Origin of the sequence: Allosphingosinicella deserti (assembly GCF_003012735.1) — a bacterium.
GTDB lineage: Bacteria > Pseudomonadota > Alphaproteobacteria > Sphingomonadales > Sphingomonadaceae > Allosphingosinicella > Allosphingosinicella deserti.
This window is the reverse complement of sequence record NZ_PXYI01000007.1, coordinates 286385-309771: the sequence shown is the minus strand read 5'-3', so window position 1 is coordinate 309771 and position 23387 is coordinate 286385. Positions and strand designations below refer to the sequence as shown.

Below are 23387 nucleotides of genomic sequence, written 5' to 3'. Positions count from 1 at the left end.
AGGAGCGCACCGTCGAAGCCTGCTGGAAGCGCATCGGAACCCTCCTCGACTGCTTCGACCCCGTCGAATGCGCAAACTACCTCGCAAACAGCGGATATGCTTCAGTCTAAGATGATCATGCTCTAAGTACCTGCGAGCCGCCAGAGATGACCCTGACAGCGTATCGAAGATAATCGTTCAGTTTGTTCGATCAAGGCTGAACAAAGACCGAGCCCAACAATTTCAGTGCTTTGCCGGGTTGCGAATGCTGTTGGCGAGCCGCTTTGCGGAGGTAGCGATTGCACGCTGGAATTCGGAAAAGGCGCCAAGCCGCCTGCGCACGTCCGGATCGCTTTCGACGAGGCCGGCAACCGCTTGATCCGTCATCCGCGCTGCCTTGTCAGCCCTGTCCGCCATCTTGTGGAGGAGGCAGACATAAGGAGAATCCGCCATCCGGAAATAGTCCTGACGTTCACCCGAAACGGTCGTCCTTTCGATCACACCCATTTCGGCGAGCAGCCGTGTGTTGGTACTGACGCTGGCACGACTGATCTTCAGCCGCTCGGCGAGAACCGCGAAACTCAGAGGCCCGCCTTCGAGAATGAACAGGCCAAGGATGCGCCCGGCAATCCGGGGCATCCCGTCCGCTTCGAAGTGCAATCCCATGGATTCCACGAAATGATCCGCCGCAGCGTTTCGGTTGTCCGCCATTGCTGGAACGTAAGCACCAACTCCGTTTAGTCAACACTGAACGGACCTGACCGCATGTGAGGCGCACGTCGAAGCGGCGCGCGCCGAGCCGGGAAGATCCCGAGACATGCACGCTCGATCACCACCATGGTGGGCCTCCGTCCGGCTGTATCGGGCAAGCGCGGGACAGTGTGCGATGCGCTGTCGAAAGGCGCTCGCCTGCGGCGGCCTCTCGATATACAAGGGGGTATGAACCAAGTGACCAATCCTGACCGTCAGGCCATCGTCGACCAGGCTCTCGAGCATCTTCGGCTGGCCATCGACTTGTGCGACGCCATCGGAGAGACGGTTCCTGCCTGTCACCTCCAGATGGGCTTCGACATGTTGCAGGGCTACGAGGCGGCCCATCTCGGCAAGCCGATCGCTGCAGGACGTGCACACTGAGCACCGCCGCCGCCTGGAACGGGATCGGACCGATTCCGCGACTTGAAAGGCCAGCGCCTGCTCCAGGCCGATTCGACAACCCCCGTACGTTCGGAACTCTCGCGGTGAATGATCCCACGCTCCTGTTGTCGGAAGGGCAGAAAAACTGCCTTCGGCTGGTCGCGAAGGGCATGTCATCGAAAGAGATCGCCAAGGAAACCGGCCTCACGCCGCAGACGGTCGACACCTATGTGAAAGCGTCGATCGCCCGCCTCGGAGCAGCCAACCGGCGGGAGGCGGCGCGTGCGCTCGTCGCCTGGGAAGAAGCCGGCTCGTCGGCCAGCGGCTTTTCGGCCTCGGAATTGACGGCGAGCGCTGCCGAGACTTCCGATGAACGTCCCGGCACATGGTCGCGGTGGCTTGGCCTGCCGCCGATCGGCGGTCGCGTAAACGACCTCAGCTGGGCGCAGAAAACCGTCCAGGCGCTGCAGGTCGCGATCGTGGCGGCGGCGACGATGATCGCCCTTGCACTCGCCATGGCGGGCGTCCTCAAGACGTTCAGCTGAGTTCACGCTCTTAGCGCTGCGCCTGTCCGGCGTCGCGCAATGCGTAACGCTGCGTGGCATCGACCGGCCGTGAGATCCGCGGCCTGGCTCTGCGTGCATATGCAAGGTCCGATCACCGCGCGGCGAGGGATCCATTCCTCCTACCATTCCGGTCACCGCCCGCTCGGAATTTTGCGCGACCATATCCTCCTCCAATGGAGAATTGGCAGTTTTCCGCGATATCCCAACAATTGGGATCACCATCGCGGCTGCTTGCCGAGCCCCCACCCGGCCAGCGATGAGGGGGGCAACGGAACAGGATTGACTTGCGAACCAAGCCAACCTGCTCCGATGTCGAGCCAGGCTCCGAAGCTTGGACGGACAGGGTAGAAGCTGCGGAGGCGCAGTTGGCCCTCGCCCGATCCGGATTGTCGAAGCCAACCCCAGCTACCCAAACGCCGCCGCCGCGGCATGAGGAGATGACCATGTTCAACTTTCGTCCGGGTGCAGGTGCCATCGTGGCCGCCGATTCCAAGAATGCCGTCGCTGCCGTTGACGACGCCCTGTTGAACAGCGTGCGGATGTATGCCTCGATCATCGAGGCAACCTCGAGCTCCGATCTTCCGGCAAGCCAGAGCCAGAAGCTGCTCGCATCGATGACGGAGAGCCTTAATTCGGTTGTGAAGGGCCGGGGCGAGATGGTCGCAACGATCAGGCACCTCGCCGCCATCAAGGCGCAGAGCAATTTCGCGCCCGAGAACTTCGGCTGCCCGGACACCTGGCCGGCCACGGCGACGGCGACCCCGCCTGCCGAGACTCGCCGTGCCCCGCGCGCGGAACCCATCCGGGCTTGACCCGTCCAACTGGCTTGTGATCGTGGTTCGCTATGCTGATTCCGCTCCTGTTCTGGATGCTCGCGGCCCTGTGCTGCGGTTACGCGATCGTCTTTGGTGGAAAGGACGGCCGGTGGGCGGCCTTCCTGATCATAACGGCAGCAATCGTCACGATCCCAGCGGCGCGCTTCGGCCGCGCCTGGGGAAGCACGGAATTGGCGGTGTTCGCCGTCGACTCCGCGCTTCTCGCGGGATTTTACGGCCTGATGCTCGCCAGCCGGCGGTTCTGGCCGATCTGGATGACCGGCTTTCACCTGATCGCCGTCGTCACCCATTTCAGCACGATGCTGGCGCCCGCCTTCACCCCTGCCATCTACCGAGCGCTCGAAAGCGTCTGGGCGATCCCCGTCCTGATCAGCCTGCTGCTCGGCGTAGAGCTCGATCGAAGAGCCGCCAAGCGACTCCTCCTATCCCATTGAAGTGATGTTTCCGGAGAATAAGATGAAGAAGCTCCTTCCCGCGGCCGAAACGATCGCCGAGATCCCGCCGATGCAGCGGCGCTCGGATCGCCCGGGCCCGTTTGGCGGGCTCGTGCGCGAGCGGTCGCGTGGACAGCTCCGACTGGTCGACGGCAGCGGCATGCCAGAGGACCCGCGCGACATCGAATTCGGCGAAATCGCGCGCCATTATCTTCGTGCCCGCCGCCTGCGCGAGACCAGCCTTCCGGCCCAATTGTTCGCCGATCCGGTTTGGGACACGATGCTGCACCTGTTCGCATCGCGTGTGGAAGGCAAGGCGATCACCGTCACCGACGCATGCGCTGCCGCCTGCGTGCCGCCGACGACCGCGCTGCGCTGGTTCACGAAGATGGAGGAAACCGGTCTGATCAACCGCCGCCTCGATCCACGCGACGCGCGTCGCGCCTATCTCGAGCTCACGCCCGATGCGATGGACGAGGTCCGCAGCTGGCTTCAGCTCACCTTCCTCAGCGGCCCGCATCTGCGCTGATCCGAAGCCCCGGGGCCCTCGTGTGAGCGTCGACTACAGGGTCGATAGTATGCGGCCTCGGCCTTTGAGAACAAGGGCGACTCCATTTCCCGCCGCGCTTGTTCTCACCAGTCGGCTCAGAGCTGGGCGATAACCTGCTCTGAGCGGACCTGGTGAACCGGAAGCCCGGTACGTTCGAGCGCGCTGAGATTGGCGATCGTGGTGTCCGCGATCGCTTTCAGCGCCTCCTCCGTGAAGAACGCCTGATGGCCGGTGATCAGCACATTTGGAAAGGTCAACAGACGGGCGAAGGCGTCGTCCTGAAGCACCTCTCCGGACAGATCATCGAAGAACAGATCGCCTTCTTCTTCGTACACGTCGAGGCCAAGATAACCGATCTTTCCCGTCCCGACGACCCCCGCCGTTCGCCCGTGCAGATCGAAGCCGATCAGCCCATCGAGCTCGAAATTGCTCTCGCGCACCCGCGCATACGCGCGATGGATCTTGCGATTGAGCGACAGAATGAGCGCCGCAGCATGCTCGGCCGCGGCGTATGGCGAATAGGCCGGCACGCGGCCGACCGGCAGCCCGAGGGCCTCGGCGACGACGAGATCGACATTGTTGTAACCTGCACACCGCAGGACGATGCCGCGTACCCCCAGATCCCTCAGCGCCGTCAAAACGGTCCTGTTGGCGAGATCGTTGACAAATGCGCAGACCGCCTCCGTTCCGGCGGCGAGCATGACCGTCGACGCACCGAGATGAGGCTCCAGGAAGACGAGCTCATGGGGCGCGCCCGCGGCTGCATTCGCCACCTGGAGATGATTCCGGTCATACCTCTTGGTGCTGAACACCGAAACCCGCATCGCCCTGGCTCCCGCTCAGATCTCGGCCTCGACTGCCAGCCGGACGGCATCGGCCGAAGACCGCGCGCCGAGCTGGGAGAGCAAGGCAGCGCGATGCATCTTCACGGTCTTCTCGGAGATGCCGAGCTCGAAGGCGATCTGCTTGTTGAGCAGGCCGCCGGCCATCAGCCGGAGCACTTCCTGCTGCCGGTTGGTCAGGCGCGCGAGGTGCTCACGCGCGCGGACCGAGCGGACATCGGCGCCCTGCCGTTCCGGAACCTCCATCTGCGAACCGATATAGTAACGCACACTGCCGTCGGCGGCGAAGATCGGCGCGATCATCACCGCGTTGCGGAAAGGGCTGCCGTTCTTGCGATAGTTGAGTAGCTCGACCATCACCGGGCGCGCCGCGCGGATCGCCTCCCTGAGCGTGGCCGAAGCGCCGTCCTCGCTGTTGTGGCCGCGCAGGAAGCGGCAATTGCGTCCGACCACCTCCTCGGCCGAATAGCCGGTCAGGGCTTCGAACGCGGCGTTGACCCCGCAGATCGGGTTGTCGGCCTGCCGCGCATCCGTCACCACCGTCGCAATTGCGCTGAGGTGGATCGATGCGAGGAGTGCCTCGTGCTCATTCTCTCCAGACATTGCGCCGATCATAGGAGTTGCGGCGGGCACGGGAAGGGCGAAGTTGAGACGCGCGGACAATCAGCCTTTCGATCGTTCGGGAACCATGCTCAATCCTGCGCGATTGGCCTGCACTGGCCTCGTCCGACGCCATGCCTCCAGGATCCTAGATGACCGCTGATCTTCCAGACCCGCACCTGCTGAGATTGCTGCGAGCGCTCCACGCCCACGCCTATCGGTTCACCGCAGTCACCCCGGCGACCCACGCCCGCATCCTGAAGCGGGACAATCGGCGAGAGGCGCGGAGCCTGCGCGACGTGTTCGGCTGGAACCGCCCCTTCCCCGCGTCGCTCCTGCCACGCGACATCCTCGATCCGCTCGAGGCGGCCGGGGCCGTCGAGACAAAGGATGGATTGCTGAAGAGCAAGCTGCGGGCGGCGTCGATCGACGACCACTTGTTCCTGCATTCCGCCTTCCCGACCGACGATGAGCATTCCGTGTTCTTCGGGCCCGACACCTATCGCTTCGTGCGCTTCATTCGCGAGGCGCTCGCCGGCGATCAGCACTATCGTCATGTCGTCGACATCGGTGCCGGCACGGGCGCGGGCGGGCTTGCGGCGAAGCAGCTGCTGCGCCACGCTCGCCTGACCCTCTCCGATATCAATCCCGAAGCGCACCGGCTTGCCCGCGCCAATGCCGCGCATCTCGGCATCTCCATCGAACAGGTCGAAGCCCCCGGTCTCGACGGAGTCGAGGGTCCGATCGATCTGATCGTCGCAAACCCGCCTTATGTCATGGACGAAGCGGATCGCGCCTACCGCAACGGCGGCGACATGCACGGCGCGGCGCTTTCGCTCGAATGGGCGCTCGCGGGCGCCGAGCGGCTTGAGCCCGGAGGTAAGATGCTGCTCTACACCGGTGTCGCGATCGTCGATGGCGAGGATGCATTGCTGGCGGCGCTGCGCGGCGAATTGCCAACCCGCGGCTGCACGCTCGATTACAGCGAGATCGATCCCGACATTTTCGGAGAGGAACTTGATGAGCCGCCTTATGTCGACGTCGAACGGATTGCCGCGGTCTCCGCGATCATCGAACGCAGCTGAGGCAGCTATCGGGATTTAGGCAGTTCGGGCTCAGCCGGGAGCAGTGACGCCTTCGTCGACGTCGGGCTCGGGATCGCTGGCAACTCCGGCTTCAAGGCGGCGTTCATCGGCCTCGAGTTGCTCGGCCTGTGCCGGAAAGATGCCGAAGCGTGCTGCGACGTCGGGGGCGAACCGGAGAAGATCGGGCCGCAGCTTGAGCAGGCTGATGTCCTTCGCCTTGCCTTCCATCATCACGTCGAACGCCAATCCCTCGGCGATGCGCATGAAGGTCGCGAACTCGAACGGGTTGGTGAAATCGGCATGACCGGTCCAGATCGGCGGCAAAAGTACGGTCTTTACCCGACTCGTCGCCTTCACCGCTCCCTTGGTGACACCACGCCCCGGTCTCCCGTCCGCTGCCGCGATACGTTCGCTGCTCCTCACCTTGCGTTTTACCTCCCGAAGCTCGGTACGGGGCGACGAAAAGTGGATCTTGGGACGGACACCGTCAGGCCAGGTGCGTAGAAAGGCCTCGAGGGTCGGCCTGAGCTCAAGACTTTCCGGGTTGAGGCACCAGAAATGCTGGTGGTCGAAGATCAGGCGAACGCCGGTGCGCTCATGGATCCAGAGCACGTCGGCGGCGGAGAAACGGATGTCGTCATTCTCGAGTACCAGGCGCTTGCGGACATGTTCCGGACAGGCGTTCCAGCCTTCGATCCATCGGGCGCGGCTTTCCTCGTGATTGCCGTAGACGCCGCCGACATGGGTGACGAGCACGGCCTCGGGTCCCATCCCCATCCTGTCGAGTATCTCGGCCTGGGAGGCGAGATCCCAGATGCTCTTGGCGGTGAGCTTGGGGTCGGCGCTGTTGAGCAGCACATATTGTGACGGATGGAAGGACAGGCGCATGTCCAGTGCCCGCGCCTTGGCGCCGATCGCGGCAAGCTCGGCATCGCTCTCCGCGACCATGGAGTGGAATTGCGGCAGGTCCGGATGGGTGGCGTAGGGTGCGAGATCCGAGCTCAGCCGGTACATGTCGATGCCGACCTGGGCGAGATAGTCGAGGATCGCGTCGACATATTCGAGCGACGTCTTGAGGTGCGGCCCCTTCTGCCATCGCCTGGTGTCGTTGCTCTTGAGGTCGGGCCGGCCCATCACCTTGACGGGAAAGCCGAGCCGAAGCGGCCGTTCTTGGATGCTCATCGGGTCAATTGCTCCTCGGGAAAGCCGAGTTCCGTCACGAATGCGTTCCAGACCGGAATGGGGAGCGCGCCGCCGGTCGCCTGGCGATGGCCGTTGCCATACTGGCCGTCGGCACCCGCAGGCCGGTGCGCGTCGAGAAAGGCGATGAGATCCTGTCCGCCGGCGCTGCGTGCGGCGAAATGGACCCAGCCCGCGCGATAGCCGCTGTTGGCGGCGATCACGATGCGATCGCGTAGCCGTCCGCGCCATTGTTGGGCGATCAGCGGATGGATCTGGCACGGCGATTCGAACCGGATCAGGGCAACGTCGCCCCGAATTTTGGGTGCAACCCGGCGGGCGCCGTCCAGCGCGCAGGCGACCTCCTGCTTGGCGGCATGCAGCAAAGCCGTTTCGGGACGCGCCCCCGACAATAGTTCCTTCGGGCTGTCGCAGGCGAGAAGCAGTGCCAAAGCCGGCCTCGCATCCGCCGCACCGGTGCGCCGCGGCGCGTTGACCAGGGCGACTGCGTTCCGCAGCGCCGTCTTGCCGTAGCGGGCCTGCGCAGCCGCAAGCTCTGGAAAGCCCGCCGCCTCCGCCATGTCGCCGATCAATCCCATGGCGGCGAGCCAGAGAAGATCGTCGGCCGCCCCGAGACCCTGAGCACACCAGTAAGCGATCAATGCGCTGGTCGGCTCCGGATCGAGGCCGTTGCCGCTGAGCACGAGCGCGTCACCTGGCGCTCCGCTCGGAACATGGTGATCGACGAGGATCGTAGGGACGCCGTCAAGCACCGCCCTCTCCCGAACCCCGAGATCCGCGACGACGAGGCCACCAGGGCGTCGGTCCGCAAGCTCGGCCCGCATAGCCTCCGACCAGACAGTCTCGCCTTTGCCGACGATCCGGATCTCGGCCGGCCGACCGGATCGCTCCAACGCCCGTGCGAGGATCGCAATAGACGCCAAGCCGTCGGCGTCGAAATGTCCGAGCACCAGCGGCGGCCGCTCCGGCGCGAAGCTGCGAACAGCCTCGGCGAATGCCTTTCCGGTCTCCCCGGCCTCTCTGGTACGCATCACGGCCACGGCGGTTGAACGGCGCAATCGCCCATCGGTGCCGCTTATGGCCCAAAGCCCATAAGGACCGTCGGCGCCGCTCGTCCGTTCACCATGCCAAAGACTTGTCCCTTGCGACGTCAGCGAGCGGACGATGAGAGAAATACGGATGACCCGGAGACAGGCATGAGAGATCTCGCAACCCACGGCTTCGCCCTCAACCAGACGATGTTGCGCGTCCGCGATCCCGACCCGTCGATTCGCTTCTACACGGAAGTGCTCGGGATGACCTTGCTGCAGCGCCTCGACTTCGATGAGATGCGCTTCTCGCTGTTCTTCCTTGCCTTCTTGCGAGACGGCGAGACCGTCCCGGACGATCCGGCGGAGCGGGCAAGGTTCGTATTCAGCCGGGAGACCACGCTCGAACTCACTCACAATTGGGGCACCGAGGGTGATCCGGTCTTTGCAGGCTATCACAACGGCAATGCCGAGCCACGCGGCTTCGGCCATCTCGGGATCAGCGTACCCGATGTCGGGGCCGCCTGCGCCCGCTTCGAAACGCTCGGAGTTCCTTTTGTGAAGCGCCCGAACGACGGCAAGATGAAGGGCATCGCGTTCATCGCCGATCCGGACGGCTATTGGATCGAGATATTGTCGCCCAACGGCATGGAGAATGCCGTCGCGGCTCAAGACGAAGGAAACAAAATATGAAGCTGGTCAGGCTCGCCGCCCCCGGGGGGCTCGATCGCCTCCGGGTGGTCGGGGAAGGCGATCCCAGCGCTCCCGGACCGGGCGAGATCCGGGTGCGGCTGCACGCCAGCTCGCTCAACTACCATGATTACGGCGTGGCAACCGGCGCGATGCAGGCAGCCGACGGACGCATCCCGATGTCGGACGGCGCTGGCATCCTCGAAGCCGTCGGCGCGGACGTAACCGAGTTCGTCGTGGGCGACTCGGTCGTCTCCTGCTTCTTCACGACGTGGCTCGATGGGGGCCCGGCGATCGGCGATTTTTCGCGCACGCCGGGAGACGGGATCGACGGCTATGCGCGCGAGGTGGCAGTGACGCCGGCGACCTGGTTTACGCGGGCACCGGCGGGGTACAGCCATTCCGAAGCCGCGACCCTCACCACAGCAGGCCTTACGGCCTGGCGAGCGCTGGTCGTGAATGGCGGCCTGAAGGCTGGTGATACGGTTCTGGTGCTCGGCACCGGCGGCGTCTCGATCTTCGCGCTCCAGCTCGCCAAGGCGATGGGCGCCCGGGTTATCGCCACCTCCTCATCAGATGCCAAGCTCGAGCGCCTGCGGGAACTCGGGGCGGATCATGTGATCAACTATCGTACGACGCCAGACTGGGGCGTGGAAGCGCATCGCTGGACCGGGGGGATCGGGGTTGATCATGTCGTCGAGGTCGGCGGTCCCGCCACCCTCCCCCAATCCATCGCGGCCGTGCGCATCGGCGGCCATATCGCGCTGATCGGCGTGCTGACTGGAAGCGGCGGCGAAGTGCCGACGGCCTTTCTGATGGCCAGACAGGCGCGCCTTCAGGGACTGATCGTCGGCAGCCGCCGCGAGCAGATGGATTTCGTCCGCGGGCTCGAAGCGACCGGGCTCAAGCCGGTAATCGACAGGAGCTTCGGCCTTGACGACATTGCTGATGCCTTCCGCTATCAGGAGAGCGGCGCGCATTTCGGCAAGATCTGCCTGGAATATTGAAGGGGCTTAGCGGTTCGTTCACCGACGGCGACTAGGCTCGCGCCCATGCAGAAACTGGTCCTGCTCATGATCGCCCTCGGCACCGGCATCGGTTTCCTGCTGCCGACGAACGATCGCGCGGCCGAGATCACCACGACGTCGGCGCGGGCGGCACCGGCCGCCGCGCGGGCGTCAGCGCCGGCCCCGCAGGAGACCGTGCTGAAGCGGAGCGAGGGTGGCCATTTCTATGCGAATGTGGAGGTCAACGGCCAGCTTGTCCGCTTCCTCGTCGATACCGGCGCAACTGGCGTCGCACTGGCCGAGAAGGATGCGGCGCGGATCGGCATTCCCTTCTCAAGAGCCGAGTTCGAGGTCGTCGGAATGGGCGCGTCAGGGCCGGTCCAGGGCAAGCGCCTGACGCTCGACTCCGTTCGCCTCGACGGCAAGGAAGCCCGCGGCGTCCGCGGCGTCATCCTTGGCGGTGGCGACGTCTCGCTGCTAGGCCAGGCGTATCTCGGTCAATATTCGGTCGAGATGCGCGGCGATCGGATGCGCATTTATTGAAGGCCGCTTGCCATTGGCTTTCCTGTCTCACACGCTTATTCAGCCAACTGAGAAGGAGACGCGACATGGCCAAGGGTCAAGTGAAGAGCAACAAGGAAGCGCGCAAGCCGAAGAAAGAGGTCAAGAAGACCATCGCCGCCAATCCGTCCAACAAGGGCAAGCTGGCAAGCGACTGATGGCCAAAGACGATTTTGTTCGACACCGCCAACCCTGGAAGAGCGAAGAGCTCGCCAAGCTGCGCACGCTTGCGGCCAAGGGGATGGGCCTCAAGGCCATCGCCAAGGCGCTGACCCGAAGCGAGGAATCGGTTCAGGACCGGGCCAAGACCGACGGCATCGGCATCGCAAAGCTACGATAGACGGCGTCACGTTCGTCGCCGGTCATCACGCCGCTTCGTCCGCGACCCGATTTCTGCGCGCGTCCACCGCCTGGGCAAGCCGATCCAGCATCTCGACCGTATCGTCCCAGCCGACGCACGCGTCGGTGATGCTCTGGCCATAGGTCAGGCTTTCCCGTGCAACGAGATCCTGGCGGCCGCCGACGATGTGGCTTTCGATCATCATTCCGAACACCCGGCGATCGCCCGCCACTATCTGCGCAGCGACGTCCTGCACCACCAGATGCTGTCGCTGTGGATCCTTGAGGCTGTTGCCGTGGCTCGCATCGATCATGATCCGGCACGGCAGGCCGGCGGCTTCGGATTGCGCGCAGGCGGCGGAGACGCTTTCCGCATCGTAATTGGGCTTGACGCCGCCGCGCAGGATGATGTGGCAATCCTCGTTGCCGGCGGTCGAAACAATCGCCGAATGGCCGCCTTTGGTCACCGACAGGAAATGATGCGGCTGCGAAGCCGCCTTGATCGCGTCGAACGCGATGCGGAGATTGCCGTCGGTGCCGTTCTTGAAGCCGACCGGGCAGGACAGGCCGGAGGCGAGCTCGCGGTGGACCTGGCTTTCGGTCGTGCGCGCCCCGATCGCGCCCCAGGAGACGAGGTCGGCAATATATTGCGGCGTGATCATGTCGAGGAATTCGGTGCCGGCCGGCAGGCCCAGCGCATTGATGCGGAGCAGCAGCTCGCGCGCGGTGCGCAGACCCTTGTTGATCTGGAAGCTGCCGTCGAGATCCGGATCGTTGATCAGGCCCTTCCAGCCCACGGTCGTGCGCGGCTTCTCGAAATAGACACGCATCACGATCTCGAGCCGGTCGCCGAGCCGCTCCCGTTCGGCACGAAGGCGGGCGGCATAATCGAGCGCAGCGTCCGTATCGTGGATCGAGCATGGCCCGACGACGACGAGCAGCCGATCACTGGCGCCATGCAGGATGGCGTGAATGCCCGACCGTGCCTCCCAAACGATGTCGCGGACGCGATCGTCGAGGAACAGCTCGCGGAGCAGATGTGCGGGCGGAGCGAGTTCCTTGATCTCGCGGATACGGGTGTCGTCGACCTGGTGCAGCATAGTCTCTTCTATCGTCTGGTGCCGGCTTCGGCGCCGGCCTCTTCTTCCGGGTGCCTCCCGAAGTCCGCTTTCGCAACATCCTGCCCCTGCTCGATGACGCTGCGCCGGATTTCCCGGGTGCGCGTGAACAGATCGAACAGGGTGTCCCCGTCGTCGTGCCGAATGGCCCGCTGGAGATGGAACAGATCTTCGGAGAAACGCTGCAGCATCTGCAGGACCGCGCCCTTGTTGGCAAGAAAGATGTCCCGCCACATCACCGGGTTGGAGGCGGCGATGCGGGTGAAATCGCGGAAACCCCCGGCGGAATACTTGATCACCTCGCTTTCGGTGACGCGTTCCAGATCGGAGGCGGTACCGACGATCGTGAAGGCGATGAGGTGCGGGAGATGGCTGGTGACCGCAAGCACCAGATCGTGATGCGGCGCATCCATCAGCTCGACCTTGGCGCCCAATGCGGACCAGAAATCCGAAAGACGCTGCACGGCGGCCGCATCGGCGTCCTCGTCCGGCGTGAGAATGCACCAGCGACCCCGGAAGAGGGTCGCGAAGCCCGCTTCGGGTCCGCTATTCTCGGTACCCGCCACCGGGTGGGCGGGGATGATGGTCGCGCCTGGCAATGCCTCCCGCAACGACGCGGCGACACCGGCTTTTGACGAGCCGACATCGCTTACCACCGCGCCCGGCGCCAGGCTGCCGGCAATTGCGTGCGCCGCGGATGCCATTGCGCCAACTGGCACGCAGAGGATGACGAGATCGGCGCCTGACACGGCCTCGGCCGCCGTGCCCGCAACCACATCGATCAAATCGAGCCCGGCAGCCCGTGCACGCACGTCGTCGCTTGCGTCGAAGCCGCGCAAGGCAACCCCAGGCAGGCTGGCGCGAACAGCCCGCGCAATCGACGAACCGATCAGGCCGAGGCCGATGACGGCAATGGTGGCGAAGGGTACAATCATGATTACGGGATCCAATCCTGCCCTGCGGCCGGCAAGTCAACCTGTTCTTGCCGGCGCCAGACCCTATATGATGAACGATCAGGTTGGATCCCGTTGATGCCGAATATCGCGAGGCGAAGTCAGCCTTCATTCAGCGGGATCCCGCTACATGGCTCGCACGAGCCAAAGAGCACAAAAGGAATGAAGGAACTACCATGCGAAAGCTGATCATGCTTGCTCTCGGCGGCCTGCTAGCGGCGACTGCCCCGGTTCACGCCAAGACGGCACCGGACGGCGAGGCCAAGCTCGCCAAGGCTCTTGAAGGCCGCGTTGCCGGAGAGCCTGTCGATTGCGTCAACATGCGCAACGTACGATCTACCCGGATCATCGACGGCATCGGCATCCTCTACGATGCAGGCGGCACTGTCTACCTCAATCGTCCGCGCTCCGGCGCCGAGTCGCTCGACAAATGGGACACGCTGGTGACGAAGCTCTACTCGTCACAGTTGTGCAGCATCGACACCGTGCATCTCTATGACACGTCGTCGCGGATGCAGACCGGCTTCGTCTTCCTCGGGGACTTCGTGCCGTATCGCCGCGCGAAGTAAGCCGATCGACCAAGACACGCGCAAGGCGGGGCTCCAACGCTCCGCCTTTAGCGTATGTGAGCGCTAACATCCTCCCTTTGCATTTGCCTCGGCGAGACCTAGATGGGCGGAGCGGCCCCTATTCCGGCCAGCCAGGGAGGAAGCGACGTGATCAACGGAGAGATGTTCATCGGCAGCCGCAGCGTACGGGGCACGAGCGGCGAAGCCCGCGCGGTCAATCCGACAACGGGCGAGACGATCGAGCCCGCTTATCGCGGCGCAACGCTTGCGGAACTCGACGAAGCCTGCCGCCTCGCGTGGGAGGCCTTCGATCCTTATCGCAGCCTCGAGCCCGAGGCGCGCGCCAAGTTCCTCGAGGCGATCGCCCAGAACATTCTCGACATCGGCGACGAGCTGATCGAGCGCGCCATGGCCGAAAGCGGCCTCCCTCGCCCACGGCTCGAAGGCGAGCGCGGCCGTACCGTCGGCCAGCTCCGCCTGTTCGCGCAAGTCGTTCGCGACGGCCGCTATCTCAATCTGCGCATCGATCCGGCACAGCCCGAGCGCAAGCCCCTGCCCCGCGTCGACCTGCGCCTGCGCATGATCCCGCTGGGGCCGGTCGCCGTATTCGGCGCCTCCAACTTCCCGCTCGCATTCTCGGTCGCCGGTGGAGACACCGCGTCGGCGTTGGCCGCCGGCTGCCCCGTGGTCGCCAAGGCCCATCCGGCCCATCCCGGCACGTCCGAGCTGGTCGGCCGCGCCATTCAGAAGGCCGTGCAGGACAGCGGGCTCCCGGAAGGCGTGTTCTCGCTGATCTTCGACAGCGGCTACGAAATCGGCCAGGCACTCGTTGCCGATCCGCGCATCAAGGCGGTGGGCTTCACCGGCTCGCGCCGCGGCGGCCTCGCCTTGATGAAGATCGCCCAGCGGCGCGATGAGCCGATCCCGGTCTATGCCGAGATGAGCTCGATCAATCCGGTGATCCTGTTCCCGGGCGCGCTTGTCGAGCGCGGCGAGCAGATCGCGCAGGGCTTCGTCACCTCGTTGCTGATGGGCTCCGGCCAGTTCTGCACCAGCCCGGGCCTCATTCTCGCGATCGAAGGAGAGGCGCTCGATACGTTCATCGCCGGCGCGGGTTCGGCACTGGAGAATTCGAACGCCGGCACGATGCTCACCCCGGGCATCCACCAGGCCTATGTCGAGGGTGTCGAGAGACTGCGCAGCCATACCCAGGTGAAGCCCATCGCGCACGGCAAGGCGGGCGAGCGCTACCAGGGCGTGCCGAGCCTGTTCTCGACGTCGGCGGAAGCGTTCCTGGCCGACAAGGCGCTCGCCGAGGAGGTGTTCGGCTCCACCTCGCTGGTCGTACGCTGCCGCGACGAGGCCGAGCTCGCCCGCGTGCTCGACAGCCTCGAAGGCCAGCTCACCGCCTCGCTCCACATCGCCGAAGCGGACCATGACGATGCCCGCAAGCTGATCCCGGTGCTCGAGCGCAAGGTCGGCCGCATCCTGGTCAACGGCTTCGGCACCGGTGTCGAAGTGGCACCGGCGATGGTTCATGGCGGGCCGTTCCCGTCGACCTCGGACGGGCGTTCGACGTCGGTTGGAACCTTGGCGATCGATCGCTTCCTGCGTCCCGTCTCCTATCAGGACATGCCCGAAGCGCTGCTTCCGGCCGAGCTCAGGGACTCAAACCCGCTCGGGATCGACCGGCTCGTCGACGGCAAGCCGGTTCCCGGCGCCGCCTGACACTCCTGCAGATCTAGGAAGGGCGGCGTTCCAGCGGGAACGCCGCCCTTTTCTATCCGCCGTTATGATAACGGGGCGCAACGCGGTCCCGGGATACGCCGGCCGCGACACGAGCCTCCGCCTCGACATAAGCGTCCCAGTCGCGGATCTCGGGCAGTGACGGGATGCAGATCGTCTCGTCCATCTCGAGCGCGCGCAGCGATGCGACAACGAGATCCTCGGCACTCATCACACGCTCCGGCGGGAAATTGGCGAGGTCGTTGCCGGCGACCGCATGGAAATCGGTCGCGATCACGCCGGGCACCAGCAATTGCACCCTGACGCCGGTGCCTTCCGCCTCCAGCTGCATGTGCCGCGTGAACGCCAGGACGTAATTCTTGGAGGCGCCGTAGCCGGCATTGCCCGGCATCTGCATGAAGGCGGTGCCGGAAGCGATGTTGATGATCGTGCCGCGTCCGGCAGCGATCATCTGCGCCATGGCGGCACTGGACAAGCGGCTGAGCGCCAGCACGTTTACTTGCAGCATCGCCTCGAGCGCTTCGAAATCCAGCTCCGCGACCCGGCCTCGCGCGGCGTAGCCTGCATTGTTGATCAGCATGTCGACGGCCGGATCTGCGGCGAGGCGCGACGCAACCGCCTCCACGCCTTCACGGGTGCCGAGATCGGCAGGCAGGATCTCGACCTCGACCCGATGTGCCTGCCCGAACTCGTCGGCAAGCGCCTGCAGCCGATCGGCGCGCCTAGCGACGAGCACGAGATCGTGCCCCGTTCGCGCTAGGTGCTCCGCATAGACACGCCCGATGCCCGCCGATGCGCCGGTGACGAGCGCACGCGGTCTGATGATTGTCATTGTCATAATCCCAAGGTGGTTCGCGCCCTCAATCGCCGGGCACGATTGCTGTTCCCTGGGTCAGGCGCCGGTATCCTCTGTCAGCGCAGCATCGAGAAGCCGCTGCATGCTGCGACGCATCGCGTTGGTGTCGCAGCCCGACAGCGGCCCGACCGCCATGATCGTCCGCAGCACCGTGGTGCCGAAGAACACGCTCAACGCGAGGCTCGACCGGATCTCCGGGTCCTTGCCGGGGAGCAGGCGAGCAATCGGCTCGAGCACGGATTCGCGAAGCGCCTCACGGATGATCTCGGCCGCCTTGGGCGAGGAGGCGGACCGCAACATGATCAGCAGTCCCTCGGCGTGCTGGCGACGGTCCGCATCATCCTCTTCCGTCGACAGCGAGGCGAGATAAGCCGGGAGTTCGACGGAAGTGACCGTCGGATCGAGCCAGTCGGCCTTCTTGCCGACCCGGAGCACCTCCTTGAACAGTTCTTCCTTGGATCCGAAGTAGCGGCCGACCAGGGCGACATCGACGCCGACGTCCCGGGCGATGTCGCGCAGGCCGACATTCTCGTAGCTCTCCTGAAGGAAGCGCTGACGGGCGGCGGCGAGCATCGCCTCTCGGGTGGCGGCGGCATTTTTAACGCGCGGGGGCATGGGGCCTCGTAATCGGCAAGTGGTTAACAATCAACAATTGTTGACATGATATGTCTACGGCCGTTGACATGAGCTGAACGGCTCCGTACTTGCTCCTCGCCTGCCGGAGAGCAGACCGCGAGTCTCGCGCTTGCCAAAAACCGAAAGCTGACCATGTCCCTCAAGAATTCAGCCGCATTGGGCGGTATGTTGTCACTCCTCCTCGCCGCCTCTCTGGCCGGCTGCTCGAAGGGCGAGGCCGAGGCGCCGCCGCCTCCGGTGATGCCGGTGACCGTCGCCACGCCGATTGTCCAGGAAGTACTGGATTGGGATGATTTCGTCGGCCGGTTCGAAGCAATCGAGAATGTCGAGGTACGCCCGCGCGCCACCGGCTATCTGCAGGCGGTGCACTTCCGTGACGGCCAGTTCGTCCGCAAGGGACAGTTGCTCTTCACCATCGATCCGCGTCAGTCGCAGGCCGCCCTCGCCCAGTCGCAGGCACAGCTCGCCCGTGCGCAGGCGACGCTCGCCAACGCCCGCACCGAGCTTGCCCGGTCGCGTACGCTGGCGGCATCGCGCGCCGCCAGCACCGAGGAAGTGGAGCAGCGCCAGGCTGCGCTCCGCACCGCCGAAGCCGATGTCGCCGCCGCCCGCGCCGCGATCCGCGCGCAACAGCTTGGTGTCGGCTTCACCCGCGTCACCGCCCCGATCTCCGGCCAGGTGTCCGAGCGTCGGGTCGACCCCGGCAATTCGGTGACCGCCGACCAGACCGTGCTGACCACGGTCGTGTCGTCGTCGCCGATCCACTTTGCCTTCGATGGCTCGGAAGCCCTGCTGCTGAAGTATCAGCGCCAGAATGCCGGCAATCGGTCGGGAACGCAGGTGCGCATCCGGCTGCAGGACGAAGCCAGCTACGTTCATGCCGGCACGCTCGATTTCATCGACACCAGTATCAATCCGGGTGCCGGCACCGTGCGCGGCCGCGCCGTCGTTCCGAACCCCAACGGTTTCCTGAAGCCGGGCATGTTCGGTCACATGCGGCTTGCCGCGTCGCAGCCCTATCGCGCTTTGATGGTGCCGGAGACCGCGATCGTCACCGACGCGGCCCGCCGCGTCGTCTATGTCGTCGCCAAGGACGGCACCGTGCTCGCGCGGCCGGTTCAGCTGGGGCCGCTCACCGGCGCCCTGCGCGTTATTCGCAGCGGCCTTTCACCCCAGGAACAGGTGATCATCGACGGCCTTCAGCGTGCCCGCCCGGGCCAGAAGGTCAAGCCGACCCCGGGCCGCATCCAGGCCGCCACCGGCCCAGAGCCGACGCCGGAAGCACCCGCAACCCAGCCGTCGTCGACCGCGACGACGGTTGGTGCCGCCGGCGCCGGCCGCTGAGGACAGATCGATGAACATCTCCAAATTCTTCATCGAGCGGCCGATCTTCGCCTCGGTGATCGCCGTCTTCATCGTGCTGATCGGCGCCTTTGCCTATCCGCAGCTGTCGCTCTCCCAATATCCGGAGATCGCGCCGCCGACGATCAGCGTCACGGCCACCTTCCCCGGCGCCTCGTCCGAGACGATGGCGGACACGGTGGCGACACCGATCGAGCAGGAAATCAACGGCGTCGAGGACATGCTCTACATGAGCTCCTCCTCGACCTCGGCCGGTCTCACGCAGATCACCGTCACCTTCAAGCCGGGTACCGATCTCGATGCCGCGCAGGTGCTGGTCCAGAACCGCGTCGCGCTGGCCGAACCGCGCCTGCCCGAGGAGGTGCGCCAGATCGGCGTCACCGTTGCAAAGCAGTCGTCGGGCTTCCTGATGATCGTGGCGCTGACCTCGACCGATCCGAACCTCAACATCGATTATGTCGGCAACTTCGCCAATTCGAACCTGCGCGATCGCTTGCTCCGCCTCGAGGGCGTCGGCGGAGTCCAGGTGTTCGGCGGCGGCAATTACTCGATGCGGGTCTGGATCGATCCGGACAAGGCCGCAGCGCGTAACCTCACCTCCGACGAGATCGTCGCGGCGCTGCGCACCCAGAACGTCCAGGTCGCCGGCGGTGCCGTCGGCCAGCCTCCCTACGGCAAGGGCAATCCGGCCTTTCAGCTTCCCGTCCAGGTTCAGGGCCGCCTGACCGACCCGGATCAGTTCGCCGACATCGTCATCAAGACCGATGCGACCACCGGCGCGATCACCCGCGTCCGCGACGTCGGCCGGGTCGAGCTCGGCAGTCAGGAATATGGCATCGAAGGCTCGTTCAGCGGCCGCCGCGGCGTCGCCCTCGCAATCATCCAGCAGCCCGGCTCGAACGCGCTCAACGCCGCCGATCTCGTGCTCAAGGAAGTCGAGGCTGCGTCCAAGGACTTCCCGCCGGGGATCGTCTATTCCATTCCCTACAACCCGACCGAATATGTCTCGGCCTCGGTGGAAGCGGTGCAGGAAACGCTGCTCGAAGCCATCGTGCTGGTGATGATCGTCGTGCTCGTCTTCCTGCAGACGTGGCGGGCGGCGGTGATCCCGATCGTCGCCATTCCGATCGCGCTGGTCGGCACCTTTGCGGTCCAGCTGGCGCTCGGCTTCTCGATCAACTCGCTCTCGCTGTTCGCGCTCGTGCTTGCCGTCGGCATCGTCGTCGACGACGCGATCGTGGTCGTCGAGGCGGTGGAGAAGCATATCCGGGACGGGCTGTCGCCACGCGAGGCCGCGCACCGAACCATGCAGGAAGTGTCGGGGGCGCTGATCGCGATCGGCCTGGTGCTGACCGCCGTGTTCATCCCGACTGCGTTCGTCGCCGGCATCCCGGGCATCTTCTACCGCCAGTTCGCGGTGACGATCGCCGCGGCGTCGGTGATCTCGCTGATCGTCTCACTGACCTTGTCGCCCGCAATGGCGGCCTTGCTGCTCAAGCCGCACCATGATCATGTTGAAGGCACCGGATCCCGCTGGATGCGGCCGCTCCGTGTCGCCGGCAACAAGTTCAACGGCGCCTTCGACTGGCTCTCGGACCGATACGGCCGCCTTACCGGCAAGCTGATCCGCATGGCGACGATCATGCTGGTCGTTTATGCCGGCCTGCTCGCCCTCACCGGCTGGCGGCTCGGCGCCACCCCCACCGGGTTCATTCCGGAGCAGGATCAGGGCGTTCTGATCGGCGTCGTTCAGCTGCCGCCGGGCTCCTCGCTCGAACGCACCAGTGCCGTGCTCAACGATGCCTACAAGATTGCCCGCGGGACGGAAGGCGTGGTCGATGCGGCGGTGTTCGCGGGCCTGGACGGTGCGAGCTTCTCGCAGGCATCCAACTCGGGCACGATGTTCCTCCGCCTCGCGGATTGGGGCGAGCGCAGCGAGAAAGGCGGCCAGTCCGCCGCCGAGCTGTCGCAGCTGATCACCGGCAAGGTCGCCGGCGCGATCCAGGGCGCCCAGGTATTCTTCATCTCGCCGCCCGCCGTTCCGGGCCTCGGCACCGGTAGCGGCTTCGTGATGATGCTGCAGGATCGCTCGGGTGCCGGCTACAAGACGCTGGAGGGGCTGACGTTCGGAATGATGGGCGCCGCCGCGCAGCAGAAGAGCGTTACCCAGGTCTTCTCGCTGTTCAACACCGGCTCGCCACGCATCCAGGCCGATGTCGACCGTGACCGTGCGCAATTGCTCGGCGTCCAGCCGTCGCAAATCTACAGCGCGCTCGGCACCTATCTTGGGTCGACCTACGTCAACGACTTCAACCTGCTCGGCCGTACCTTCCGGGTAACCGCGCAGGCGGAGCCCTCCGCCCGTGACGATCTCTCCGACATCGGCCGCCTTCAGGTTCGTTCGGCGAGCGGATCGATGGTGCCGCTCTCGTCGGTTGCGACGTTGCGCAACGACAGCGGTCCGACGCGCGTCGTCCGCTATAACATGTTCCCGGCGGTCGAACTGCAGGGACAGGCCGCACCTGGGGTCTCCTCCGGCGACGCCCTGCGGACGATGGAGAGCATCGCCGCGCAGACGTTGCCGCCCGGCTTCACCTACGAGTGGACGGGGATCGCCTATCAGGAACAGAATGCAGGCGGCAGCGCCGTGCTGATCTTCCTGCTCGCCGTGGTGTTCGTCTTCCTGGTGCTCGCCGCCCAATATGAGGCGCTGACCCTGCCGATGGCGGTCATCCTGATCGTGCCGATGTGTATCCTTGCGGCGATGGTCGGGGTCGGTCTGCGCGGCATGGACAACAACATCCTCACCCAGGTCGGCCTGGTGGTGCTCGTCGCTCTCGCTGCGAAGAACGCGATCCTGATCGTGGAATTCGCCAAGCAAGGCGAGGAGGAAGGCCTCGACACGTTCGAGGCAGCCGCCACCGCCGCCCGCCAGCGCCTTCGGCCGATCCTGATGACCAGCTTCGCGTTCATCTTCGGCGTGATCCCGCTTGCGATCGCGGTCGGGCCGGGCGCGGAGATGCGGCAATCGCTCGGCACCGCAGTGACGTTCGGAATGGTCGGGGTGACTCTGTTCGGCCTGATCTTCACCCCGATCTTCTACGTCGTGATGCGCCGCATCGGCCTGTTCTTCGAGAACAGGCGGAAGCGGAAGGCGTCCCCAACCGATCATGGCGCCACCCCGCAGGGTGCGCTGCCCGAGGCCTCCCGCTGATGTTCCGTAAGCTCATCCCCGCCGCGAGCCTGCTCGCCCTCGCCGCCTGCACGGTAGGCCCGGATTATGCTTCGCCGACGCCCAAGGCGCCGGCGCAGACCGGGTTCGTCAGCGCGGCCTCGCCAGCCTTCACCGGCGACGAGCCACCGGGGCGCTGGTGGAGCCTGTTCAGCGATCCGGTCCTCGACGGGCTGATCGAGCAGGCGCTGACCGCCAATACCGATCTCCGTGTCGCCCAGGCCAATCTCGCCCAGGCGCGGGCGGTGCTGCGGGAAACCCGCGCGGGCCGGCTGCCTTCGACGACGGTGTCGGCAGGAGCGACCTATGGGAACCCGTCCGACGCCAACTCGCCAATAGCCTTAGGCAGCGACGTCATCTTCGATGCAGGGCTCGACGTCAGCTATCAGCTCGATCTGTTCGGACGAATCCGACGCGGCATCGAAGCCAGCCGCGCCGATCTCGGCGCGGTGCAAGCGGCATTCGATTTCACCCGGATCACCGTCGCGGCCGAAACGGCGCGTGCCTACGCAGACGCCTGCAGCTCTGGACGCCAGCTCGCCGTCGCCCGCGAGAGCGTCCGCATCCAGGAGGAAACGTTCGATCTGACCCGGCGCCTGGTCGAGGGCGGGCGCGGCACCGCGCTCGAAAGCGGCCAAGCCGGCGCCCAGCTCGAGCAGACCCGCGCGCAAATACCGACCCTGGAAGCCCAGCGCAGGACGGCGCTGTACCGTCTTTCGGTCCTCACCGGTCGGCCGCCGGCAGAATTCCCGCAGCAGGTGGCGTCCTGCGAACGCGCGCCCTCACTCTCGCAGCCGATCCCGGTCGGCAGCGGCGCATCCCTGCTGGCCCGCCGCCCGGACATCCGTCAGGCGGAGCGAGAATTGGCTGCGGCCACCGCGCGGATCGGTGTCGCCACCGCGAGCCTTTACCCGGACATCAGCCTGGGTGGATCGATCGGCTCGACCGCGACCTCGGTCGGCGACCTCGCCTCCAGCTCCGGCTTTCGTTTCGGCATTGGCCCGCTGATCAGCTGGAGCTTCCCCAATGTCGCGGTCGCGCGGGCCCGCATCGCTCAGGCGGAAGCCGGTGCCGACGCCTCGCTCGCGCGGTTCGACGGCACCTGGCTCAATGCGCTGCAGGAGACCGAAAGCGCCCTCACCCGCTACGCCTCGGAGCTGGATCGGGTCGCCACCCTGCGCCGGGCCCAGGCCAATAGCGAGGAGGCCGCCCGCATCGCACGCCTGCGCTACCGCGCCGGCCGCGAGAATTTCCAGGTCGTGCTCGACGCCGAGCGCTCGCTCTCGGCGATCGAGTCGTCGCTGGCGCAGGCGGAGGCGCAGCTTTCCGACAATCTCGTCACCGTCTTCCTGGCGCTTGGCGGCGGCTGGGAGCAGGCGCCGGCTGCCTGATACACTTTGCGACACTTCTCCGCCTCCGGCGGGGACGTTTCGCGACAGCCATGGTCCATCTCCACGGTTGCGCCGATGCGGCGTGACCCTGGAGACCCAAGGTGAACAACAAGAAGAAATGGCTGTTCGGCGGCGGCGGCCTTGCTCTGCTCGCGGCCGGCGCCTCCGGCTTTGCCGTCGCCCCCGGACCACGCGGCCTCGCCGCGGCCGATCTCGACGGCAACGGCCAGATCACGGCGGCTGAGGCCGCGAGCGCGGCACAGCAGAAGTTCGCAGAAGCCGACGCCAACAAGGACGGGAGACTGACCGCCGATGAACTGCCGCGCCGCGGCGGCCGCCACCATCATCGCGGACACCGTGATCCGCCGCCGGGTGCCGGCCCGCAGGCGCAACCGCAGCCCGGCCCTACGACACAGCGACCGGAACTCGACGCCAATGGCGACGGTGCGGTGACCGCCTCCGAGTTCACCGACCGCCTCCAGCAGCGGTTCGCCCGCGCCGATGCGAACCACGACGGCATCGTGTCGGCGGCCGAACTCGCCGCCGCGAAGCCGCAGCGCGGCGGACATCACCGCCGCTGATGGGAAGGCAGCCGGTGCAACGGGCCGGCTGCCGAACCTGTGCTGTGGCATGAAGGTCGTTCGCGCGCTTCGAACCGTCACCGAATGTCCTT

25 protein-coding genes and 1 pseudogene are annotated in these 23387 nt (G+C 65.6%); 17 read left to right on the top strand and 9 right to left on the bottom strand.

Features of this window, described 5'->3' with window-relative positions; all coding sequences use genetic code 11:
* Positions 1–110 (top strand): annotated as a pseudogene (locus C7I55_RS28575) (IS630 family transposase); the annotation flags it as partial.
* Between the two features lie 112 nt (positions 111–222).
* Here C7I55_RS28575 and C7I55_RS20845 read toward each other — a convergent pair.
* Entirely contained in the window at positions 223–645 is a 423-nt protein-coding gene (locus tag C7I55_RS20845) for a GbsR/MarR family transcriptional regulator (protein ID WP_233222336.1), read from the bottom strand.
* Between the two features lie 282 nt (positions 646–927).
* On the opposite strand from C7I55_RS20845, the gene C7I55_RS20840 reads away from it, so the two are divergent.
* The 5 genes from C7I55_RS20840 to C7I55_RS20820 all read left to right on the top strand — a co-directional run bounded on the left by C7I55_RS20840 (position 928) and on the right by C7I55_RS20820 (position 3478).
* Entirely contained in the window at positions 928–1113 is a 186-nt protein-coding gene (locus tag C7I55_RS20840; protein ID WP_146151100.1) for a hypothetical protein, read from the top strand.
* Positions 1114–1217: 104 nt separating this feature from the next.
* Positions 1218–1658: a helix-turn-helix domain-containing protein gene (locus C7I55_RS20835; protein WP_106514935.1), complete on the top strand. Its 441-nt coding sequence runs from the start codon at positions 1218–1220 to the stop codon at positions 1656–1658.
* Between the two features lie 464 nt (positions 1659–2122).
* Positions 2123–2491, top strand: a complete 369-nt coding sequence (locus tag C7I55_RS20830) for a hypothetical protein (protein WP_106514934.1) — start codon at positions 2123–2125, stop codon at positions 2489–2491.
* A gap of 32 nt (positions 2492–2523) precedes the next feature.
* Positions 2524–2949: a hypothetical protein gene (locus tag C7I55_RS20825; protein WP_106514933.1), complete on the top strand. Its 426-nt coding sequence runs from the start codon at positions 2524–2526 to the stop codon at positions 2947–2949.
* A 22-nt stretch (positions 2950–2971) separates the two neighbouring features.
* Positions 2972–3478, top strand: coding sequence for a helix-turn-helix domain-containing protein (locus tag C7I55_RS20820; RefSeq protein WP_146151098.1), 507 nt, complete (start codon positions 2972–2974; stop codon positions 3476–3478).
* Between the two features lie 116 nt (positions 3479–3594).
* Here C7I55_RS20820 and C7I55_RS20815 read toward each other — a convergent pair whose 3' ends face one another.
* Positions 3595–4323, bottom strand: coding sequence for an NAD(P)-dependent oxidoreductase (locus C7I55_RS20815; RefSeq protein ID WP_106514931.1), 729 nt, complete (start codon positions 4321–4323; stop codon positions 3595–3597).
* 15 nt (positions 4324–4338) lie between these two features.
* Positions 4339–4944, bottom strand: coding sequence for a response regulator transcription factor (locus C7I55_RS20810; protein WP_106514974.1), 606 nt, complete (start codon positions 4942–4944; stop codon positions 4339–4341).
* Positions 4945–5093: 149 nt separating this feature from the next.
* Between C7I55_RS20810 and C7I55_RS20805 the strand changes: the two genes are divergently transcribed.
* The gene (locus tag C7I55_RS20805; RefSeq protein WP_106514930.1) at positions 5094–6026 is read left to right on the top strand and encodes a methyltransferase; all 933 of its coding nucleotides are present in this window, start codon (positions 5094–5096) and stop codon (positions 6024–6026) included.
* A gap of 30 nt (positions 6027–6056) precedes the next feature.
* On the opposite strand, the gene uvsE is transcribed toward C7I55_RS20805, so the two are convergent.
* Positions 6057–7208 carry a UV DNA damage repair endonuclease UvsE gene (uvsE, locus tag C7I55_RS20800; RefSeq protein ID WP_106514929.1) on the bottom strand — a complete coding sequence of 384 codons (1152 nt, stop codon included), beginning with the start codon at positions 7206–7208 and terminating at the stop codon, positions 6057–6059.
* Positions 7205–8257, bottom strand: a complete 1053-nt coding sequence (locus tag C7I55_RS20795) for a DHH family phosphoesterase (RefSeq protein ID WP_106514928.1) — start codon at positions 8255–8257, stop codon at positions 7205–7207. The genes uvsE and C7I55_RS20795 overlap by 4 nt, the downstream gene beginning before the upstream one ends.
* A gap of 165 nt (positions 8258–8422) precedes the next feature.
* On the opposite strand from C7I55_RS20795, the gene gloA reads away from it, so the two are divergent.
* From gloA to C7I55_RS20775, 4 genes are all read left to right on the top strand, one after another.
* Entirely contained in the window at positions 8423–8947 is a 525-nt protein-coding gene (gloA, locus tag C7I55_RS20790; RefSeq protein ID WP_106514927.1) for a lactoylglutathione lyase, read from the top strand.
* Positions 8944–9951: a zinc-dependent alcohol dehydrogenase family protein gene (locus tag C7I55_RS20785; protein ID WP_106514926.1), complete on the top strand. Its 1008-nt coding sequence runs from the start codon at positions 8944–8946 to the stop codon at positions 9949–9951. Before gloA ends, C7I55_RS20785 begins: the two co-directional genes overlap by 4 nt.
* A gap of 45 nt (positions 9952–9996) precedes the next feature.
* Positions 9997–10494: a retropepsin-like aspartic protease family protein gene (locus C7I55_RS20780; RefSeq protein WP_106514925.1), complete on the top strand. Its 498-nt coding sequence runs from the start codon at positions 9997–9999 to the stop codon at positions 10492–10494.
* A gap of 175 nt (positions 10495–10669) precedes the next feature.
* Positions 10670–10852 (top strand): hypothetical protein, encoded by a 183-nt coding sequence (locus tag C7I55_RS20775; protein ID WP_106514924.1) that lies wholly within the window; start codon positions 10670–10672, stop codon positions 10850–10852.
* Positions 10853–10877: 25 nt separating this feature from the next.
* Here the strand turns inward: C7I55_RS20775 and C7I55_RS20770 are convergent, their stop codons facing one another.
* A complete protein-coding gene (locus tag C7I55_RS20770; protein WP_106514923.1) occupies positions 10878–11951 on the bottom strand; it encodes a 3-deoxy-7-phosphoheptulonate synthase in 1074 nt (357 codons plus the stop codon).
* A gap of 8 nt (positions 11952–11959) precedes the next feature.
* Positions 11960–12901, bottom strand: a complete 942-nt coding sequence (locus C7I55_RS20765; RefSeq protein WP_106514973.1) for a prephenate/arogenate dehydrogenase family protein — start codon at positions 12899–12901, stop codon at positions 11960–11962.
* A 197-nt stretch (positions 12902–13098) separates the two neighbouring features.
* On the opposite strand from C7I55_RS20765, the gene C7I55_RS20760 reads away from it, so the two are divergent.
* A complete protein-coding gene (locus C7I55_RS20760; protein WP_106514922.1) occupies positions 13099–13491 on the top strand; it encodes a hypothetical protein in 393 nt (130 codons plus the stop codon).
* Between the two features lie 162 nt (positions 13492–13653).
* Entirely contained in the window at positions 13654–15219 is a 1566-nt protein-coding gene (locus C7I55_RS20755; RefSeq protein WP_233222335.1) for an aldehyde dehydrogenase (NADP(+)), read from the top strand.
* Positions 15220–15271: 52 nt separating this feature from the next.
* Here C7I55_RS20755 and C7I55_RS20750 read toward each other — a convergent pair whose 3' ends face one another.
* A complete protein-coding gene (locus C7I55_RS20750) occupies positions 15272–16069 on the bottom strand; it encodes an SDR family NAD(P)-dependent oxidoreductase (RefSeq protein ID WP_158266519.1) in 798 nt (265 codons plus the stop codon).
* Positions 16070–16129: 60 nt separating this feature from the next.
* Positions 16130–16708 (bottom strand): TetR/AcrR family transcriptional regulator, encoded by a 579-nt coding sequence (locus C7I55_RS20745; RefSeq protein ID WP_106514919.1) that lies wholly within the window; start codon positions 16706–16708, stop codon positions 16130–16132.
* 186 nt (positions 16709–16894) lie between these two features.
* On the opposite strand from C7I55_RS20745, the gene C7I55_RS20740 reads away from it, so the two are divergent.
* The 4 genes from C7I55_RS20740 to C7I55_RS20725 all read left to right on the top strand — a co-directional run bounded on the left by C7I55_RS20740 (position 16895) and on the right by C7I55_RS20725 (position 23295).
* A complete protein-coding gene (locus C7I55_RS20740) occupies positions 16895–18073 on the top strand; it encodes an efflux RND transporter periplasmic adaptor subunit (RefSeq protein WP_233222329.1) in 1179 nt (392 codons plus the stop codon).
* A 10-nt stretch (positions 18074–18083) separates the two neighbouring features.
* Positions 18084–21305 carry an efflux RND transporter permease subunit gene (locus tag C7I55_RS20735; RefSeq protein WP_106514972.1) on the top strand — a complete coding sequence of 1074 codons (3222 nt, stop codon included), beginning with the start codon at positions 18084–18086 and terminating at the stop codon, positions 21303–21305.
* Positions 21305–22714 (top strand): efflux transporter outer membrane subunit, encoded by a 1410-nt coding sequence (locus C7I55_RS20730; protein ID WP_106514917.1) that lies wholly within the window; start codon positions 21305–21307, stop codon positions 22712–22714. Before C7I55_RS20735 ends, C7I55_RS20730 begins: the two co-directional genes overlap by 1 nt.
* Positions 22715–22815: 101 nt before the next feature.
* On the top strand, positions 22816–23295 hold the full coding sequence (locus C7I55_RS20725) for an EF-hand domain-containing protein (protein ID WP_106514971.1): 480 nt from the start codon (positions 22816–22818) through the stop codon (positions 23293–23295).
* Positions 23296–23387: the final 92 nt, after the last annotated feature.